The sequence below is a fragment of the Iodobacter sp. genome, assembly GCF_025352645.1.
In the GTDB taxonomy this organism is placed as follows: Bacteria; Pseudomonadota; Gammaproteobacteria; order Burkholderiales; family Chitinibacteraceae; genus Iodobacter.
In genome coordinates this window covers 1-16530 of sequence record NZ_JANXSO010000106.1, presented here as the reverse complement: position 1 = coordinate 16530, position 16530 = coordinate 1, and the positions used below count along the sequence as shown (strand labels likewise).

Annotated in this window: 20 protein-coding genes and 2 pseudogenes; 2 read left to right on the top strand and 20 right to left on the bottom strand. The window is 51.0% G+C overall.

What is annotated here, in order from left to right; genetic code table 11:
• The 17 genes and pseudogenes from Q0R17_RS12170 to Q0R17_RS12100 all read right to left on the bottom strand — a co-directional run bounded on the left by Q0R17_RS12170 (position 1) and on the right by Q0R17_RS12100 (position 10302).
• On the bottom strand, positions 1 to 1824 hold the full coding sequence (locus tag Q0R17_RS12170; RefSeq protein ID WP_293935567.1) for a phage tail protein: 1824 nt from the start codon (positions 1822 to 1824) through the stop codon (positions 1 to 3).
• Positions 1821 to 2369: a phage tail protein I gene (locus Q0R17_RS12165; RefSeq protein ID WP_293935566.1), complete on the bottom strand. Its 549-nt coding sequence runs from the start codon at positions 2367 to 2369 to the stop codon at positions 1821 to 1823. The genes Q0R17_RS12170 and Q0R17_RS12165 overlap by 4 nt, the downstream gene beginning before the upstream one ends.
• Positions 2362 to 3261: a baseplate assembly protein gene (locus tag Q0R17_RS12160; protein ID WP_293935565.1), complete on the bottom strand. Its 900-nt coding sequence runs from the start codon at positions 3259 to 3261 to the stop codon at positions 2362 to 2364. Before Q0R17_RS12160 ends, Q0R17_RS12165 begins: the two co-directional genes overlap by 8 nt.
• A 3-nt stretch (positions 3262 to 3264) precedes the next feature.
• The gene (locus Q0R17_RS12155; protein WP_293935564.1) at positions 3265 to 3615 is read right to left on the bottom strand and encodes a GPW/gp25 family protein; all 351 of its coding nucleotides are present in this window, start codon (positions 3613 to 3615) and stop codon (positions 3265 to 3267) included.
• Positions 3615 to 4298, bottom strand: a complete 684-nt coding sequence (locus Q0R17_RS12150; protein ID WP_293935563.1) for a phage baseplate assembly protein V — start codon at positions 4296 to 4298, stop codon at positions 3615 to 3617. Before Q0R17_RS12150 ends, Q0R17_RS12155 begins: the two co-directional genes overlap by 1 nt.
• Positions 4299 to 4363: 65 nt before the next feature.
• Positions 4364 to 4816 carry a phage virion morphogenesis protein gene (locus tag Q0R17_RS12145; protein WP_293935562.1) on the bottom strand — a complete coding sequence of 151 codons (453 nt, stop codon included), beginning with the start codon at positions 4814 to 4816 and terminating at the stop codon, positions 4364 to 4366.
• A complete protein-coding gene (locus Q0R17_RS12140) occupies positions 4813 to 5274 on the bottom strand; it encodes a phage tail protein (protein WP_293935561.1) in 462 nt (153 codons plus the stop codon). The genes Q0R17_RS12145 and Q0R17_RS12140 overlap by 4 nt, the downstream gene beginning before the upstream one ends.
• Positions 5271 to 5489, bottom strand: a complete 219-nt coding sequence (lysC, locus tag Q0R17_RS20090) for an Rz1-like lysis system protein LysC (RefSeq protein ID WP_374759871.1) — start codon at positions 5487 to 5489, stop codon at positions 5271 to 5273. Before lysC ends, Q0R17_RS12140 begins: the two co-directional genes overlap by 4 nt.
• Positions 5413 to 5805, bottom strand: a pseudogene (locus Q0R17_RS12135) (hypothetical protein); the annotation flags it as partial. The pseudogene Q0R17_RS12135 and the gene lysC, both read right to left, overlap by 77 nt.
• Positions 5802 to 6269, bottom strand: coding sequence for a D-Ala-D-Ala carboxypeptidase family metallohydrolase (locus Q0R17_RS12130; protein ID WP_293935559.1), 468 nt, complete (start codon positions 6267 to 6269; stop codon positions 5802 to 5804). The pseudogene Q0R17_RS12135 and the gene Q0R17_RS12130, both read right to left, overlap by 4 nt.
• 70 nt (positions 6270 to 6339) lie before the next feature.
• Positions 6340 to 6576: pseudogene (locus Q0R17_RS20085) on the bottom strand (phage holin family protein); the annotation flags it as partial.
• A complete protein-coding gene (locus tag Q0R17_RS12125) occupies positions 6573 to 6941 on the bottom strand; it encodes a putative holin (protein WP_293935558.1) in 369 nt (122 codons plus the stop codon). The pseudogene Q0R17_RS20085 and the gene Q0R17_RS12125, both read right to left, overlap by 4 nt.
• Positions 6942 to 6944: 3 nt before the next feature.
• Positions 6945 to 7151: a tail protein X gene (locus Q0R17_RS12120; protein WP_293935557.1), complete on the bottom strand. Its 207-nt coding sequence runs from the start codon at positions 7149 to 7151 to the stop codon at positions 6945 to 6947.
• Positions 7151 to 7618 (bottom strand): head completion/stabilization protein, encoded by a 468-nt coding sequence (locus Q0R17_RS12115; protein WP_293935556.1) that lies wholly within the window; start codon positions 7616 to 7618, stop codon positions 7151 to 7153. The genes Q0R17_RS12120 and Q0R17_RS12115 overlap by 1 nt, the downstream gene beginning before the upstream one ends.
• Before the next feature lie 90 nt (positions 7619 to 7708).
• Complete coding sequence (gene gpM / locus Q0R17_RS12110) at positions 7709 to 8368, bottom strand: phage terminase small subunit (RefSeq protein WP_293935555.1); 660 nt, start codon at positions 8366 to 8368, stop codon at positions 7709 to 7711.
• On the bottom strand, positions 8365 to 9456 hold the full coding sequence (locus Q0R17_RS12105; RefSeq protein ID WP_293935554.1) for a phage major capsid protein, P2 family: 1092 nt from the start codon (positions 9454 to 9456) through the stop codon (positions 8365 to 8367). The genes gpM and Q0R17_RS12105 overlap by 4 nt, the downstream gene beginning before the upstream one ends.
• 57 nt (positions 9457 to 9513) lie before the next feature.
• Positions 9514 to 10302, bottom strand: coding sequence for a GPO family capsid scaffolding protein (locus tag Q0R17_RS12100; protein ID WP_293935553.1), 789 nt, complete (start codon positions 10300 to 10302; stop codon positions 9514 to 9516).
• Between the two features lie 156 nt (positions 10303 to 10458).
• On the opposite strand from Q0R17_RS12100, the gene Q0R17_RS12095 reads away from it, so the two are divergent.
• Together Q0R17_RS12095 and Q0R17_RS12090 are read left to right on the top strand one after the other, a co-directional pair.
• A complete protein-coding gene (locus tag Q0R17_RS12095) occupies positions 10459 to 12210 on the top strand; it encodes a terminase ATPase subunit family protein (protein WP_293935552.1) in 1752 nt (583 codons plus the stop codon).
• Positions 12211 to 13236 (top strand): phage portal protein, encoded by a 1026-nt coding sequence (locus tag Q0R17_RS12090; RefSeq protein WP_293935551.1) that lies wholly within the window; start codon positions 12211 to 12213, stop codon positions 13234 to 13236.
• 265 nt (positions 13237 to 13501) lie between these two features.
• Here Q0R17_RS12090 and Q0R17_RS12085 read toward each other — a convergent pair whose 3' ends face one another.
• The 3 genes from Q0R17_RS12085 to Q0R17_RS12075 all read right to left on the bottom strand — a co-directional run.
• Positions 13502 to 13885: a hypothetical protein gene (locus tag Q0R17_RS12085; RefSeq protein WP_293935550.1), complete on the bottom strand. Its 384-nt coding sequence runs from the start codon at positions 13883 to 13885 to the stop codon at positions 13502 to 13504.
• A 1-nt stretch (position 13886) separates the two neighbouring features.
• Positions 13887 to 14873, bottom strand: a complete 987-nt coding sequence (locus Q0R17_RS12080; RefSeq protein WP_293935549.1) for a T6SS immunity protein Tli4 family protein — start codon at positions 14871 to 14873, stop codon at positions 13887 to 13889.
• Positions 14870 to 16530 (bottom strand): triacylglycerol lipase (locus Q0R17_RS12075; RefSeq protein WP_293935548.1); only part of this gene is annotated, 1661 nt, incomplete at its 5' end. The genes Q0R17_RS12075 and Q0R17_RS12080, both read right to left, overlap by 4 nt.

Genomic DNA, 16530 nt, shown 5'->3' with positions numbered 1-16530 from the left:
TTATCCCCACCGAACGATGTAATTGAAGGCAATATTGTCTGGGTGTGTTCTGCCCTGTGGGCCATCGACCGTGGCCCTCGCTCTCGCTATCACATAATTAACACCTGGTTGCCCCCCACCGCCTGAGTAAGACAACCAGCCGCCATCATCAAAGGGCACGGTGTGTTGGTGCTCGCCGACATTGGCGGCTTGATAGCTCAATACGGTTCGCCCTGGATCAATGCCGCGCCCTGCATCCCAGCCTGAGATATACATGCCGCGTAGGTCGGGAAGAGTTGCACCATATAGCGAAGCCAGAACAGGGGCTTCCGCAGGGTTAATGCCTTGGCCCTGTAAAAAGATCCAGCCAGGGGGCGGGGTATTGCTGGGCCATGGGACGGGGACGCCAACGGGTAAACCGAAAGAGCCATCGACCAGCTTATCGGCAACACGGGAGGAGTCCACCCGCATGCCGAAAGTATTTACGCCATTCCAGCCCATAAGAACAGGTTGTGCGTTGACCCATGGCATTTCTGCATCTCGGTTATTTACAGGCGAGCCGGTGGGGGATTGACTGGAACTTGCATCAAAGATAACGTGCCCACCGCCGTAATTTTTCCAACGTAGCAGCGTGGATACACCGTTAAAGTCCCAGTCAACGATATTGATTGATTGCTGTGCATCGACTACTTTGTAATATCGAGAACGAAGTGCCCCATCCTGAGAAAAGTCCCAAGTCGTCACTGCCCCCGAATCACTTGAAATACTGATACACGCAGCAGGGAATTGATTGCCTGAATAGCGAAGTGATCCAAATGAAACCAGCCCCGCCCACCCTGCATCACCGACGGTGTACTGTTTTACAATTGGCGCATATTGATTACCTACAACCATCCCTGCATCAACAAACAAGGGGGCCGATGATGTTAATTGGCTGGCAAATGCCCCCACGCCAATTTGAGAATTGGCCCTGAATGCGGTCAGACGCCCCCCAGCAATAAAATCACGCATACGCTCAAAAGTGTTGTACTGAGGATGTGGATCTTCAGCTGATTGGTGTGAGCGCATTACATCGTTTACTACCTCGTTTGTTTGCTCCTTCAGGTAATAGTGCTCACTGTGCGGGTTAGGTGCGTTGACGTGCTCTTGAATCAGCCCCCTTGTTTCGCCTTCGGTGGTGTATTGCGAGTGCGGGTCTGCGGCCTGGCTGTGTGCGGTGTCTGCTTCGTCAGCATGGTGGATGGCTTCATCGCGGGCACGGTTGGCTTCGCGCTGGGCGGTGTCGCTGAGGTCTTGCCTTAGGGCGGCGTTGGTTTTATCGGTGATTTTTTTATTGTAATAATCTTTTGAATGCGGGTCGTCATCGGCAATATGCTGCTTCATGGTTTCTTCGACCAACTCAATGCTAGCGATACCAATATCTTGGCTGACGCTGATTGTGACGGCGGCGGTGTTGCTGACCACAAACACCATGCGCAAAGTTTGCACCTTGCCCGAGCCTTCTTCTAATTGTGGCTTGTAGCTGGCTGGGCAATTGGCGACGGCGATCAGGCCGCCTTTATCGTCATAGATCCCCATTTCTCGAATCCACCAGCCGCCGACGTTCTCTTTAATGATGAGTTCGGCAATCAATGTATTCTTGTCCGCTTCGGATTTGAGCGAGTTTAAAGGGCTGCGGTAGTTCTCTTTGATCAGCTGAGTTTGGTTTTCATCGGGGGAGGTGTCTTGGCCGCCGCCATCACCTACGGCCATTGTTTCAATATGAATGGTCTTTTTTTGGGAGGTGGCTTCGGCGATTTGGGCCTCGCCGTATTGGGTGAGGATGGCAAAATATTTTTGGGTCATGGTGTGTCTTTGGCCTTTGGGTAGATGTTGATGACTTCGCCCTGGTATTGGCCGACGCCGATATACATAAAGCCGCGCGGCTCGACGCTGATATTCATTTCGATCAGATGGCGTGATAGCGGCTTGGCTTCGTCTATTAAGTAATTCAGCTCGATCTGGGTTTCTTCAGTAATGCCGTGGTCTATGGTTTTGACTTCCAGTTTGAAAGTGCCACGCGGGCCGACGGGGTTTTCTTCCCACCATTCGGTGATCTCTAAGCGATAGCCCAGCGGCTCGACGATGCGCTTAAGTGCGCCGATGGTGCCCTTGTGCTGATGCACAAAGAACGATTGCCGGATCACTTCCCGCTGTACCGGCTCGCTCCAGTTCTCGTCCCATCGATCCACTGAGAACGCCCAGGCTAAATAGGGCAAGGCGGCTTTGGGGCAGGTGTCGGCATTCCAAAGCGCAGCCAGCAGAATTGGCAATTCTTGGCCTGATTGGCAACTGCTCGCTATGGCGCGTTCTAATTTGCTTGAGCCGGTGGGCAGCAGTGATCTAGTCATCGATGCCGCCGACGGTGATATCCACAGCGGTGCAGTGCGCGGCCTGTGTTTCATCAAGCACCACGTCGCTGGCCGGTGATATGAGTTCGACTCGCTGCACGCCTTCTACATGCAGCGCGGCAAAGATGGCCGATTGGCGAATATCGCGGCCCATGCGGCGCTGGGTGCTGATGTACTTTTTAAGCTGGGCGCTAGCTGCTTCTAAAATTGGGCCTTTTTCTGGGCCTTGGTAAAGATATAAAACGGCGGTGATAGCGTAATTAACAATCTTGGCCGACTGTACGGTGAGCCGGTCGCCAACGGGCCTAACGTCTTCACCTGACAGCACTAGCTTTACCTTGCTAAGCAAATCAGCGGGGGCTGTGCCGTCGCCATCATTCGCCAGCACACTGACGACCACTTCGCAGGGCTGGGGGCTGATGGCGCTGGCATCGGCCACGCGGGCGTCAGCTGATAAAGCATGAAAGATATAAGCGGATCTTGGCCCCGCCACGCTTAAGCCTTCAAAAGCCCGCTGGCCACGTGCGCGTAATGAATCATCGGATTCTAAAACTGCATCGGTGGGCGGTACCGCGTTTGGATTGGCGGGTGTAATCATAAAGCGCTGCACATTAAAATTAGCCACCAGATGATCTAAATCATTCCCCTGGCTAAACGCCAACATGCAGGCCGCGCCACGCTCGTTAATCCGTTGCCGCTGGATCAATTCACGGTAAGCGTTTTCTTGTAACAGCTTGGTGAGTGGTTCAGATTCCAGATTAAGCACGGCGGCCGCATCGGGGTAGAGCGCAATCAGCGCCGCTTTGCGCTCCTTAAAGATCGTTTCAAAATCCAGCGCCTCAATGAGGTTGGGCGGGGGCAGGCGGGAGAGGTCTACTTCTTGGCTTTTCATGGCTTAGGCTCGCAGAGGAATAGAAAGCGCCACCGGCTGCTGGCCGCGCGGGCCATCGATGCGCTCGGCTTCTAGCGTGACGCTGAGTGCGCCGTGTTGCTGGCCCAGCTCTAAAGTGACGCGCTGGGCGCGGATACGGGGTTCCCACTTTTTAAGTGCGGTTGCGGTGGCGGCCATCACGCGTAAGCGGGTGGCCCCGTTTAAAGGCTGATCGATCAGCGCGGGAATTTCAGAGCCATAGTCGCGGCGCATTAGGCGGCTGCCCAGCGGGGTAGTGAGCACATCAGCCACCGATTGCTGGATATGGGCCAGATCATCAATTGCATGGCCACTGTGTTTGTTTAGGCCCGCCATTAGATTGGCCCGCCGGTGCTGTCATTGCCTCGTTGCACGAGGTTGTGAGTGTGGTCATCGACAATCACGTCATTACTCATAAGTGAACCGCCACTGTGCGTAATATTTCCGGTGATCGTCGTCGCGCCGCCACCCTCGCCACCGGTACCACTCATGCCTGCGGCGTAGCTAAACGCGCCCATGACGGCGGCTTTGCCTTCAAAGTCACTGTCGCCTTTAACGCTCAGATTCCCGCCGACGGTGAGGTTGCCGGTGGTTTCGGTTTCTGGACAATCAACGGTGACATGATCCGAGGCTTTAATCAGTGCGGTTTTGATACCGGTGGCACTCAGTGCGCCGCTGCTGTGGTTGTAGCTGACGAGCGCCCCATCGGGAAAAGCAATGCAAGTGACGTTGGGGTCATGACTGGGCGTCGGAAAGGCGTCTGAAAACAGCCCAGGCAACACAACGCCCGCGCCCACTTCACCGGACTGGCTCAATAACATGACCTGCTCGCCAATACTGGGTGGACTCCAGATCGATACCTTGCCCGCTCGGGGGGTGACCCATGGCAGCCAGTCGGTCAGTAGTTCACCACTTTGTACTCGGCAGAGTGGCTCAAGGGGAGTGCAATCCACTTCGGCCACGGTGCCGATGCGGATCAGGCTTTCTAAAATTCGGGAATGTTCGGCTGTTTGATTCATTGCGCCATAGTGCCGCGCCGGTGCGCGATGTTCACGCACGGGTGGGTGTGAGGCGGGCTTTTACATTACTTGCTGATTTGGCTGAGAATGGTGTCGGCGATCAGTTCATCATCGCTTTGACTAAACCCCAGCAATTCACGCGCCGCGTATTTGTGCCGGATACCGCGCTTAGCATTGACGAGGCCAACTAAACCAAACTGGTGAACGCGAGCAAGGCGGTTGGCGCTGGGGCTAAAATGCACGGTGGCCCCGTCGCTATTGCTTTGGGTTTTAAGATGGCGAGCGGTGCGTAGCTTGGCAAACATCTTGCGCTTGATGCGTCCGCCTTTTTTACGCAACTGCGGCAAGCGGGGTGCGTAGGGTGTGCCGTCGGGGTTTTGATTGGCGGCGATGTGGGCTTGCTGGCGCTTGCGTAGCTCGGTAGCGAGGCTCTTATTCATGCCGCGTAATGCTTTGGCGTCCAGATTGCCAAGTAAGCCAGAAGCCCAGCCTTCCAGCTCCTTAAAATTCTCGCTCATGCTGTTGGCCACGGCTGATCGCGCAAGAATAAAGCCCAATCTTGGCCCGTGTATTCATCCAGCGGCGGCTCGCCGTAATGAGTAATGACGGGCTTGCCGTCTACCTCGCGCATCACCACACGTTCGGTCAAATTGATCTTGATTGAAAGATCGATGGTGTCGTGGTTCAGTATATCCGCTTCAAAGCTAATGCCATTCTGGCGCTTGTCTACATGACTAAAAAGCTCGGGCTGATTGCTGCTTACCCAAGCCAGCACCGGCACCATGATCGTGTCGGGGTGGTCGGCGTAGTCTTGAATGATGGCGTTCAGCGTGTATTGATACTCAAAAGAGAGCGACTTGCCCGCTGTGGCAATGAGATTGCCTTCATCAATAAAAATAGACAGCTTGTCGGGATTGTGGGCAAGGTGGCGCACCGTTTTAGAGAGGTATTCGCGCAGGCTGGCGGGCTTAATCATGGGGCGGCCTTAGCGGTTTGCTGGCATTTAAGCACCATATCGACTTGCGCTGCGCAGCTATGCCACGCGGCTTCTAGATCATCAATCGCCAGATTCAGCTCGCCGTTGGTTTGGGCTTGGATCGCTGGCAGGCGGCAGGCTATCACGGAGGGACAACCAATCTTGATAAGCTGCACCGCTGGCGATTTCGGAGCGCTGGCGCAGGCGGATAACATCAGCAGGCAAGCGAGTATCAGCCCAATCCCTGACTTCTTTGCTTTCATTTTTAAGTTGCTCCATAGCGCGTTTGTTTTTAAGTAGCGCAGTGTTGACGCTTTCAATGCTGCTGCGTAAATCGGCTTGAGCCATATCGTTGGCTTGATTAACCTTGTGCATATTTTGTAAGAGGGCCGAATTGATTGCAGCCTCTTGCTTGCTGGCTTCCAGCTCCATACTTAGCGCGGTCACTTGGTAGCGATGGGACGCGTTATTTGCAATCACACCAATCAGTATGATTAATAAGGCGATGAACGGTATTTTAGAAAAACTCATGATTTCAATCCCACGTAATAGGTTTTATCCCCGGCAAACTTGGTCAGCACTTGCCGCCGGTTGGCCCCTTTACGAAAGCCAATATGTACCCATGCGCTTGGCGTGTTGGGAGACTCTAAAATCAGCTGGTCAAAGTCGATCTGTGCGGCGACAAGGGCTTCGGCAATCTGCCTTGCTGTGCCAAATTGCGGACAGTGGATATCTACCGCGCGGGCCTTGGCGTGATCGCTGCCCGCACTGCCACCAACCTTAGAATTAAGGATCGGGCAACGCCAGCCGCTACTAATAAAAATGGGCTTGTTGTCGAGCTGCTTTCGGATTTTTTCGAGTTGCTCGCAGGTGTACGCCGCGTTTTCGAGCATGTTTACGGGCAGGCTGTTGTCGATGTTGTACTGCGCTGCGGTTTGGCTGGCGGTGAATTCGCGCAGGCTGAAGTGTGGGGATAGCTGGGGTGAGGTGTTCAATGTGAGGTTCCTTTTTGAGGCTTAAAAATTTCTGAACGGGCCATGCCAAAGCGGCCCATAAATCGCTGACGTTGCCGCGCTTAAAGCAGAAATAAACACCGCTAAACAGTAGTAAAAAGCTGTGTGTTGGACTGGTGGCCGTGATGCCCATCAATAGGCGAATAGCAGTCAGGCCGTAATAGACGGTTAAGCCATAAGCAAAAATACAAATACTTAGGCTATGGGCTTTGCTGTTTCGATTGAATAGGGCAATGCTGAGCGCGGCAAAGAGGCTGGCCAGCACGCTGATGAGTAAATAGAGGTTCATTTCTTGCCCCTGATGTTGAGTAAGTCCTCGGGGTGTTCGGCCCGTACAATCAGCCATTGCAAAAGCTTCATACTGATGGCCCCAGCGATTAATGCGCCGATGCCTTCGCTCACCACAATTGAAGCGGGCAGGGGGATAGCGATCAGATCCGCCACCAGTTTTGCGGCAACACAACCGGCCACAAATGCGGTTAAAAAGAAAACGATCTTCTGTAAAACGCTGAGCTTTTGCGCGGTCATGATAAACACCACCGCCCCCGCAAAACTGCCCATGAGTACGTCGGCGTGAATCCCTGAGAACAGGCCCGCAATGGCGAGTAAAAACACGGTAAAAGAGGCGGAGAAGGTCGTAATTGGTTCAGTCATTACTTAGTCCCAAAGTTGAATAATGGTTTTTTTAGATTCGGGCGGGATGGCATCGGGCAGCTCGATCAAGGTTCCCATCGGAATCATCGGCCCCAGATCCGCCAGCCGGTGATTGGCGGCCAGCGCCGCTTCGGTCACGCCTGCGGTTTTGCCGTAAATACGCCAGCAAATGTCATCCAGCGTGTCGCCTTGCTTGGCTACAACCTGCATCAGATCAGCTCGACACTGGTGCGGTTTGATCCGAGTAAGTCCCGAATCGCCCAACGTGCGTCGCGGCGTAGGTCTTCGATAGGGTCAAGCAATTGATCCGCCTTATTGTGGCCGTCGCCGGTGCTATCAAAATCACGGTAGCGCTCGGTTAGGTTGGCCTTGGCTAAGCAGTACACGGCGCGGATGTAATGGCTGACTAATACGCTCTGGCAATCCAGTGTTTCGCTTTCAACCTCGGCCAAGTTCTGGATGCCATCGGCCAGATGCTTGGCTTTAAATTTGCGTAGGTCTTGATTCGCGCTGGCCATCGCCGCAATCAGCGCCATTCTTAGTCTTGGCTCGGTGACTGTGCCATCGACGCGTAATGCTAAGTGCGCGTCGGCCATATCGATATCGGGCCAGAAACCACTGTTTTTAATCAGCGGTTCTAAGCTTTCGCCGCTTTTTTGTGCTGCAATAAATCCCATGATCTGTCCTTAAGAGGTGGAGGGGGATTTGAAAGAACCTTAAAAGGCTTCGCCTCCCCCTGCCTCTCGCTGCGGGGTTCGCTCGGTCGGCTACTTTTCAGCGGCCATGTTCTTCATTTCCCGCTTTAGCCGTTCCAGATCCTTAATCACGCCGCACTTGGGGTGCAGCGCTAAGGCTTGCCTGAAATGATCGGCAGCAGCGGGTTTGTTGTGCTCGGATAAGCCATAAGCGATGGCCTTAAATAACTTGGCCTTCACTTGGTCTGGCATATCTTCGGCTTGGGTGATTTCAGCAACGCCTTGCAGCCCTTCCACATCAATGGCCTCGCCCAATACCCGACCATTGATGGCGGTGTCGGCCATTTCCTCGACAACCAAACACGCCAAGGTGCGCTGGTACTGATCCGGTGGCGCTAATCGATGTTTGATCGCATAGCGCACAATCGGCAGCGCGTCGGTGAAGTTGCTGGTGTCGATCATCCACACCATCACCGTCATCAGTACTTCATCCTGCGCACCACCCTGGGCGGATAAAGCCCCGCTGATCCAAGGCGCGTAATCGGGCAGCATCTCGCGCTTGGCGTCGATCTTGCGAGAAAGGGATTGGATTTGTTTAAGCCGCCGCTTGTCGCCCGCCAGCTTATGCAACATCAGCGCGTATCCGCTGGCATTCACATGGGCACCAGAACCGCTCTCTTTTGAGAGCTGAGCCGCTGTCATGCGCAACAAGTGGGCTTTTGCGGGACTCACTTTCCTGCCTCTGCGGGTTTTTCTTCCGTGCGCTCTTCGGGCAGCAGCTCGATGTTTTCAATCAAGCAGCCCGCTTCATACGCTTCAATCACATAAGCGTCGTTTGAGCTGGTGTAGTCGGCAATCTGGTCATAGTCCGGCTCCTCACGCACATGACGGCGGCGGCCTCCCTCTTGCCAGTACAGCGACAAATTAGCCAGCGGCTGAATCATTATTTTGTCTTTTGGAAAGAAAGGCACCGTGACGGCGGTTCTGCCACCAATGCGTTTTTGGCTAATCAGCATATCCAGCGCCATTTCTTCGGTGGGCGCGTGCTCGCTATTGATCTTGGGGAAGTATTTATCTGCCAGTAATTCGCTGGATACGATCACCACTAAATTGGGGTTTTCGCGGTATTCAGGGTGAATCAGGGTATTCACCGCATCAAACACCAGCGCGTCTAGGTTGCTGTACTCGCCTTTTTCAGTCTTCCATGTGACGTCGTCTTCACCCTTGACCTGGGTTTTACCAACGATGATTTTGTCAGGGTGCTTTTCTGTGCCTGTCATCACATTGGTCGGCGCGTTGTCGCGGTACTGCTGGAGCCAGCCTTTGTTCACGTCTTGCAAGAGCGGGAATTTCTCGCGGTCGGTATCTTCAGCCGCCGATACGCCGTTAAAGCCAATCATGATTCGATCAAGCGCTTGTTGCTTGACGATGACGTCGCGGATTTTGGTCTGGAAGTCTGGAAACTTGGCCCACATATCTAGCTTTGCATAGCTGATGCCGGTATCAAAGTTGGTTTGTACACAGCGATAGCGGCCAGAACTCAAACCTGTCACATCACGCGTTTTACGCGGATTCTTTTTAGTATTGGTGCGGCCTGCAATCGTGCTGGTCACGCCTAGCCCCAGTTTTTCGCCTTCCATATCCGTGACGGCGGGCATATTGATCTTGCCAAGGAAGCTGCTTGATAGCTGCACACGGGTTTCCAGCTTTTGCTGAATGGATGGATCAACCGTAAAGGTTTTACTTGCGACGGGAACCTTATTTAATTCAGCAATCTTTTTTTCAAAAGCGCTATAGGCAATTCGTGTTTCATTGCGCATGGTGTTTCCTTATTCTAGTTTTGAATTATTTTTATTGAATGGTGGGATATGGATGAATCAGCAGTCTGTTTCTAAAGACGCTGTGCCGCCGGTCGCTTTGTCACGGCCTCCGGAAAAATGCGCTGGTTCGTTTTCAATCTTCGATTTGAATTCGCGCAATTCGGCCATTTCTCTTTTCAATTCATCGATGCGGCTTTCCATCGAACGAAAGCCATCATTGTTTTCTGCGGTTTGCTCGGCAATGGCTTCCAATGCCTGCTGGATATCCGCAAATTGCAGGTTTTCTTTTTCTTCTTTTTTAGAAAAAATCTTTACTACGGATTCCAGCATCGACACGGCGTGCGTTCCTTCTTCTTCGAGTGCAAACTCGATGGCATTGGTGAATAAACAGTTTTTATTTGTTTTACGGGCCATCAGCGGGCTGGCACCACCGACGGAAGCTGAGAATTGCAGCATTGATGTACCCAAGCTGGCTGGGTTATCGGTGACGGCTAAGCCAGTTAAATAGGCTTCCCCTGTGTCTGCAAAGTCGGGGTCGCACTCGATGGAGGTGTAGACCTTCTGGCGGTTCTGATTCATCGCCACCAGTTCGGGCGTGGGGTCAATCGTGGCAAACAGGGCCATCTTGCCGTCGATCTCTTTGGCTTCCAGTGCCACCACATCGCCGTAAGATTTAAAGGCGCTGTCTGGATAAATGCCTCGAATGTGTTCCATATTCACCCGCGCCCCGTAGGTCGCTGGGTTGTAATTCTTTGCCATCTGGCTAAGCCAGGCGCGGGTAATGGTGCGGCCATCGGTGGTTGCGCCTTCGGTCGCTACCCGAAACGATTTAAATTTTTTGTCCATAGACCCTTCTGCGGTTTTATTGAATAGCGGGGTTAATTCCTGAAGGCACCCACTATCGCCACAAAAGAAAGGGCTATCAATGAACGCCTTTTGTGAATAGCCATTCCACAAAAGCCAACAAAATACTTCTGCTTTTGATTGCCTTAGCCTTTGGCTATGGAAAATATAAACATCAAAGACCCGCGTATTGAGGCTCGCCGCCTGTATTGGTCGGGCTGGCGTATTTCACGGATTGCAGAATCATTAGGCGAGAAGCCCGCCACGGTGCATAGCTGGAAACGGCGCGATGAATGGGACAAAAAGAAGTTAATCGAGCGCGTCGAAGAGTCCCTCGAATCACGCTATATCCTGCTTTTAAATAAGGATAAAAAAGAAGGCATCGACTTTAAAGAAATTGATTTGCTCTCGCGGCAAATGGAAAGAGTCGCGCGGATCAATAAATACAATGGCGGCGGTAATGAAGCCGACCTCAATCCGAACATTGCCAGCCGCAACAAAGCAGAGCGCAAGAAGGCCACGAAGAACGATTTTAATGATGAGCACGTCGATTTAATCAAAGACGCCTTTATGGATTCTTTGTTTGCCTATCAGCAAGGCTGGTTTGAGGCAGGCAAGAAACACAGCTTCCGCAATGTCTTAAAGTCCCGCCAAATTGGCGCAACCTGGTACTTCGCCCGCGAGGCGCTATTCGATGCGATGACTACGGGCCGCAATCAGATCTTTTTAAGTGCCAGCAAGGCGCAGGCGCATGTATTCAAGCAATACATTATCGCCTTTGCCAAAGAGGCCGCCGATTTAGAGTTAAAAGGCGATCCCATCGTCTTACCGAACGGCGCAACGCTGCACTTCCTTGGCACCAACGCACGCACCGCGCAAAGCTACACCGGCAATCTATACGTGGATGAGTATTTCTGGATTCCACGCTTTCAGGAGCTTCAGAAGGTCGCTTCAGGTATGGCCCTGCATTCGCATTGGCGGCAAACCTATTTCTCCACGCCTTCCAGCCTAAACCACGATGCGTACCCGTTCTGGTCGGGTGATGCCTTCAATAAAGGCCGCGCTAAAGCTGATCGTATTCAGCTTGATGTTAAGCCCGCTAACCTGGCAAAAGGTCGCCTCTGTGAGGACGATCAGTGGCGGCAAGTGGTCACGATTGAAGACGCGATTGAAGGCGGTTGTAATCTGTTTGATCTGGAAAAGATCAAAAAACGATACAACCCCAACGATTATCAAAACTTGCTGATGTGTGAGTTTATCGACGATAGCGCCAGCATTTTCCCGCTGGCTGAATTGCAAAAGTGCATGGTCGATAGTTGGGAAAAGTGGGAAGACTTCAAAGCCATTGCCCCGCGTCCCTTTGCCTACTGGCCTGTGTGGATTGGCTACGATCCCGCTTTATCAGGCGATAGCGCGGGCCTGATCGTACTGGCCCCGCCGCTGGTGCCTGGCGGTAAGTTCCGAGTGTTAGAAAAACGCCAATGGAAAGGCATGGATTTTGCCGCGCAGGCCCAAGGGATTAAGGATATCTGCAGCCAATACAACGTGGCCTATATCGGCATCGACACCACCGGCATCGGGCAGGGCGTTTATCAGCTGGTTAAACAATTCTACCCAGCGGCTAAGGCCATCAATTACAGCGTAGAGATGAAAGGGCGCTTAGTCATGAAGGCGCAAGACGTGATCCGCAAAGGGCGCTTGGAGTTTGACGCGGGCTGGACGGATCTTGCGGCCGCATTTATGGCGATTCAAAAAACCATGACAGCCAGTGGGCGGCAAGTCACTTACTCGGCCAGCCGCTCCGAAGAAGTCAGCCACGCCGACTTAGCCTGGGCATGTATGCACGCGCTACTTAATGAGCCGCTAGAAGGCTCGACTTCCACTAATTCCAGCTTTATGGAAATTTGCTAAATGAAAAAGAAACCGTACTTCCCTAAACCAACCATGCTGGCCAGCACACCCAATCCATCGGCCAGCGGCTCGGTGGCCTTCACCTTTGGCGAGCCTTCCGCTGTGCTTGATCGCCGTGAATTACTGGATTTACTCGAGTGCAACAACAACGGCAAATGGTACGAGCCGCCGATGTCATTTGATGGTTTAGCAAAGACCTACCGCGCCACCGTTCACCATTCCAGCCCCATTCAAGTTAAGCGCAACATCCTACTTAAAACCTTTATCCCGCACCCACTATTAAGTCGCACTGAGTTTGCTAAGTTCGCGCTGGATTACCTTATCTTTGGTAATGCCTATTTAGAGAAGAACATGGGCCGCACTGGTAAGGTGCTCAAGCTCACGCACGCGCTGGCCAAGTACATGCGCGTTGGGCTAAAAGAGGGCGGTTTTTATCAAGTGTTGGATTATGCCAAAGAGTATGAGTTCCAACAGGGCGCCGTGTTTCACCTGCTCGAGCCAGATATCAATCAAGAGATTTACGGCTTGCCTGAATACCTATCGGCGCTTAATTCAACCTGGCTCAATGAATCGGCCACGCTGTTTCGCCGCCGCTACTTTGAAAACGGCAGCCATGCCGGTTTTATTCTGTACATGACGGACGCCGCTCAGAACGAAAGCTATATCGACAATTTGCGCGAAGCCCTGCAAAAAAGCAAAGGCCCTGGTAATTTCAAAAATCTGATGGTGTACGCACCAGGCGGCAAGAAAGACGGCATGCAGATCTTGCCTATCTCAGAAGTGGCGGCCAAGGATGACTTCTGGAACATCAAAAACGTAACCCGCGACGATCAGCTGAGCGCCCACCGTGTACCGGCACAACTGATGGGCATTATCCCCAACAACACCGGCGGCTTGGGTGATGTAGAGAAGGCGGCCACCGTGTTTGCGTATAACGAGATTGAACCCTTGCAGGAACGCATGAAGGAGCTGAATGACTGGCTTGGGGTGGAGGTGATCCGGTTCAAACCTTACGCAGTGTCGTAATAAAAGCAAGCAAACAGCAAGCCCGCACAGCAGCGGGCTTTTTTGTATGCATTTTGAGAAGAATCTGCACTCAGCCCCCAGCGCGCGCCCTCGTGACCCCGCCACGCCTGCGCACTTAACCCACTATTTTTTATGCAGCTGCATGACTATGCCCTAAGCCTTGCCTGATATGGCCCTGAGTAGTAAAAACTGCCTATCATAAAGCTTGCAATTTTCCCTCTCATTTATGCACTAGCTTGCTGCATGAGCATTACAGGTTTTTTGCTTAGTTGCATGGCAACCATAGACGTTTAAAGTGAACAACACCTGTATTAGGGGCGTTATCCTGGCTAAAAGTGAGCTTAAAGTGGCTAAACATCAATTGCCCATCTTCTGCTAGCGAAGGGTACTCTATCCAATGTTCTAAAAAGCCTTGTATTACATGCCAAACCTGCTTTAGCTCTTGCTGATCCTCGTTAATTTCCCACTGAGATTGCAAGCTAAGATGGATATTGGGAAGAAAGGACTGGCAAGTAACTGCTTGGCCGCTTAAGTTTGTTGAAGCAAAAGCCATAACGGCAAATAGACCATAGAGTGTAATACTATGGTCAAAAGGAAAAACGATAGTCATTCCCTCTTGTAGTGAAATAGTTTGAAAGTCTTTAGGCATTTTATTGCGTAGGGCGAATTCGAATGGATTTTACGATGGTTTCGTAAAGGGCCATGGTTTCTTGCTGGGTGAGGGTTGATGGAAATGTACCGCTGCCGCCAGAATCGCCCGTTTTAATTTCTAAATTTATAGAGGGCAATAATGGATTACCTATTTCGCCCAATGTTTCCCAAGTAAAAACATGCGCAATCCCTGTTTCATCATCAGATGGAAAGGTCGTAAGTGCTTCTTCGCCATTTAGGCCATTAATTGTACGTTTTCCTTGCTTATTGTATTTTACTTTACTTAGGAATTTTTTCATAACCCCAGATGAATCAATTCTTTCTAATAAAGTTTGTTCTTGTTTGAAATAAACATGGCTAAAAATTCGTATTTTAACGTATGGATTATTTTTTAAAACAAAATATAGATTAGCCCCTTCTGCTTGGCTAGCTTTCCCCTTGTTTGTGACAAACCCATTACTAATACAAAATCCAGGTTCATTTGGTATTTCTTTCGGCTGACGATATCTGATGTTTTTTAAATAATTTTCATAGTCAGCTAGAATGCTTTGATAATGTTTGGCCCCTAATGATCGAACAGATGTTGTTGCCGCATACCCCATGCCAAGTATTTTAAAAGTATCAATACCATAGGCAGTACTGCCGAAACGAGTTGCGGAAGAAACTATTATTTTTTCATTATTTCCATCTAAAGATCTAGAGTCGATAAACCTATATTCCTCAGTGTCTTTTTGCTCTTTTAATTCTTTTTCCCTAGATGAAATATTTTTATTAAAATCAACAGAAAGTATTTTTTTTATAGATATTTCTTTTTCTGTAATAAAATGATTGCCCTCGTTTTTTAATTCAGCAGCAACAGGAACGTCAACCAAATAACGGCCAAAGCAATAGGTTTTTGTGTTTTCAAACATTGTTGGCTCCACAGCATAGGTATAGGTATTGAAACCCAAGATGGCGACAAAAAGGGGAAATTTAATCATTTTCATGGTTTAGCTGGCTCTGCAAGTTGGATAAGTTTTGCAATGCTGTAAATTGTTGATTGCAAGGCATATTTATTTGCATAACTCATTTGATGATCGAAGCCGCTCAATTTAAATACATTCAGTGGCGTGGGGCTAAGCTTTTCTAATACTGCACCGGAATGGAGTGGCACCGTGCCATCGCCCGCCAAATCTTTGTCATTAGCCAGTTTAAAACTAGCCACTTGATTATCCCCGAATGATACTTTTGACTTGCCGGTGGTATTGCGCCATTGATCTTTAGATGAGATTAAAGTGGCTCCAAATCCAGCTGGGATTTTGTCACTGGTTTGCCAGCAAATACTGCCAAAAGTAAAATATTTATGATCATCAATACCGTAATAGCCATATGTTTTAGGGTGAGCATAGAGGCCGACATTAGCGTGAAATTTTTTAGCAATTTTAAGCGCATCTTTATAAGATTCCAATGGCTCTGATTGCGTATATTTTTTCATAGGATCAATTAAACTAGGATCAACCATGCCCCACCAGCAATCGTCTGTAGTTTTTCCATAAATTTCTTCGTAAGGGTCTGATTTTGGCAATGGCTCGAGCAATTGTTTTTCTTCCCCTGCCGATGTTTGTACAAATTTCAGCCAACCCGCTGGGTAGTGCTTAGTCGGGAGCAGCTCTAATGGCCCAGGTGCGCAAGAGAGGGCGGGGGTGATATCGGCGGCGCTCCAGCCAATGACCGCTGCGGCTCCCGCCCCTGCTAAATCATAAAAACTATCGACTTCGGTTCCCGCCCTAAAGCGTCGGTACACCACCGGCGCACCGGCCACCGGCTGCACGCCGTGCACAATGCCAAGGATGTTAGCGTCTGACATTTGGGCGGCGCGGCGGGTGACGAAACCACCGAGAGAATGGCTGACTAAGATGACCTTGCCATCGCAATGAAAATAAGGGCTTTTTTTGTAATACGCGAGCACTTCGTCAATCTTGCTTAGTAAGCTCTTGGCCGATTCTTCGCAGCTTTGCAGCCAGTTATAACCATGTGCCCAAACTGGGTAGTAATAATGGTCTAGCTTGTCTATTTCGGCCTTATTAAGCGGCGCAGGGGTTTGCCCCCATGCCTTACAAGCTTTGGCCGCAGCTTTTGAGTAATCGGGTTTGCCATGCTTGGCATCCGTTTCGGCGCTGCCCAAATGCATCAGCATGCCAATTTCAGCCAGCATGTGATTACCATCATCCTCACTTCTGCCGGGCTTGCTGTATTGCTCATTTAGAATAATTTCTAGCTGTTGCAAGGTGCCGTGGTAGCTATCGGCATGCAAGGCTCCCCAGCCGCGCTTTTTAGCTTCACTTTCTGTGAGCATATAAAAATTGCTGGGGATGGAGCAGGCCCCATCGGGGTTGACTTCGGTAGCGTCGGGATTAAATTGCACCTGCCGGCTTGCGCCGCTTTGCCTCGCTCTTGATACCGCTTCCCCCATGCCTGCTAACAGGCCGTTGGGGGGGGACCATGCTTCATCCTTACTTTCCTTCATCCGCAAATTTGTCCCCATAATCCCAGGCACAAAAATCACTGGAATCACGGTATGGGGCGGGCAAATGGCTAAGGCGTGTGGCGTAAATGATTCTGGGCTTTTGCACGAGGAAAACGTGGGGCAGCCCTCTTTATCAA

Coding starts and splice junctions, on each gene's coding strand:
- lysC (WP_374759871.1), bottom strand. CDS start 5,489: ATGTTATCCGCCTGCGCCAGCGCTCCGAAATCGCCAGCGGTGCAGCTT.
- Q0R17_RS12090 (WP_293935551.1), top strand. CDS start 12,211: ATGAAAAAGAAACCGTACTTCCCTAAACCAACCATGCTGGCCAGCACA.
- Q0R17_RS12170 (WP_293935567.1), bottom strand. CDS start 1,824: ATGACCCAAAAATATTTTGCCATCCTCACCCAATACGGCGAGGCCCAA.
- Q0R17_RS12100 (WP_293935553.1), bottom strand. CDS start 10,302: ATGGACAAAAAATTTAAATCGTTTCGGGTAGCGACCGAAGGCGCAACC.
- Q0R17_RS12080 (WP_293935549.1), bottom strand. CDS start 14,873: ATGAAAATGATTAAATTTCCCCTTTTTGTCGCCATCTTGGGTTTCAAT.
- Q0R17_RS12150 (WP_293935563.1), bottom strand. CDS start 4,298: ATGAATCAAACAGCCGAACATTCCCGAATTTTAGAAAGCCTGATCCGC.
- Q0R17_RS12140 (WP_293935561.1), bottom strand. CDS start 5,274: ATGATTAAGCCCGCCAGCCTGCGCGAATACCTCTCTAAAACGGTGCGC.
- Q0R17_RS12085 (WP_293935550.1), bottom strand. CDS start 13,885: ATGCCTAAAGACTTTCAAACTATTTCACTACAAGAGGGAATGACTATC.
- Q0R17_RS12105 (WP_293935554.1), bottom strand. CDS start 9,456: ATGCGCAATGAAACACGAATTGCCTATAGCGCTTTTGAAAAAAAGATT.
- Q0R17_RS12145 (WP_293935562.1), bottom strand. CDS start 4,816: ATGAGCGAGAATTTTAAGGAGCTGGAAGGCTGGGCTTCTGGCTTACTT.
- Q0R17_RS12120 (WP_293935557.1), bottom strand. CDS start 7,151: ATGCAGGTTGTAGCCAAGCAAGGCGACACGCTGGATGACATTTGCTGG.
- Q0R17_RS12165 (WP_293935566.1), bottom strand. CDS start 2,369: ATGACTAGATCACTGCTGCCCACCGGCTCAAGCAAATTAGAACGCGCC.
- Q0R17_RS12115 (WP_293935556.1), bottom strand. CDS start 7,618: ATGGGATTTATTGCAGCACAAAAAAGCGGCGAAAGCTTAGAACCGCTG.
- Q0R17_RS12155 (WP_293935564.1), bottom strand. CDS start 3,615: ATGGCGGGCCTAAACAAACACAGTGGCCATGCAATTGATGATCTGGCC.
- Q0R17_RS12095 (WP_293935552.1), top strand. CDS start 10,459: ATGGAAAATATAAACATCAAAGACCCGCGTATTGAGGCTCGCCGCCTG.
- Q0R17_RS12125 (WP_293935558.1), bottom strand. CDS start 6,941: ATGACTGAACCAATTACGACCTTCTCCGCCTCTTTTACCGTGTTTTTA.
- Q0R17_RS12160 (WP_293935565.1), bottom strand. CDS start 3,261: ATGAAAAGCCAAGAAGTAGACCTCTCCCGCCTGCCCCCGCCCAACCTC.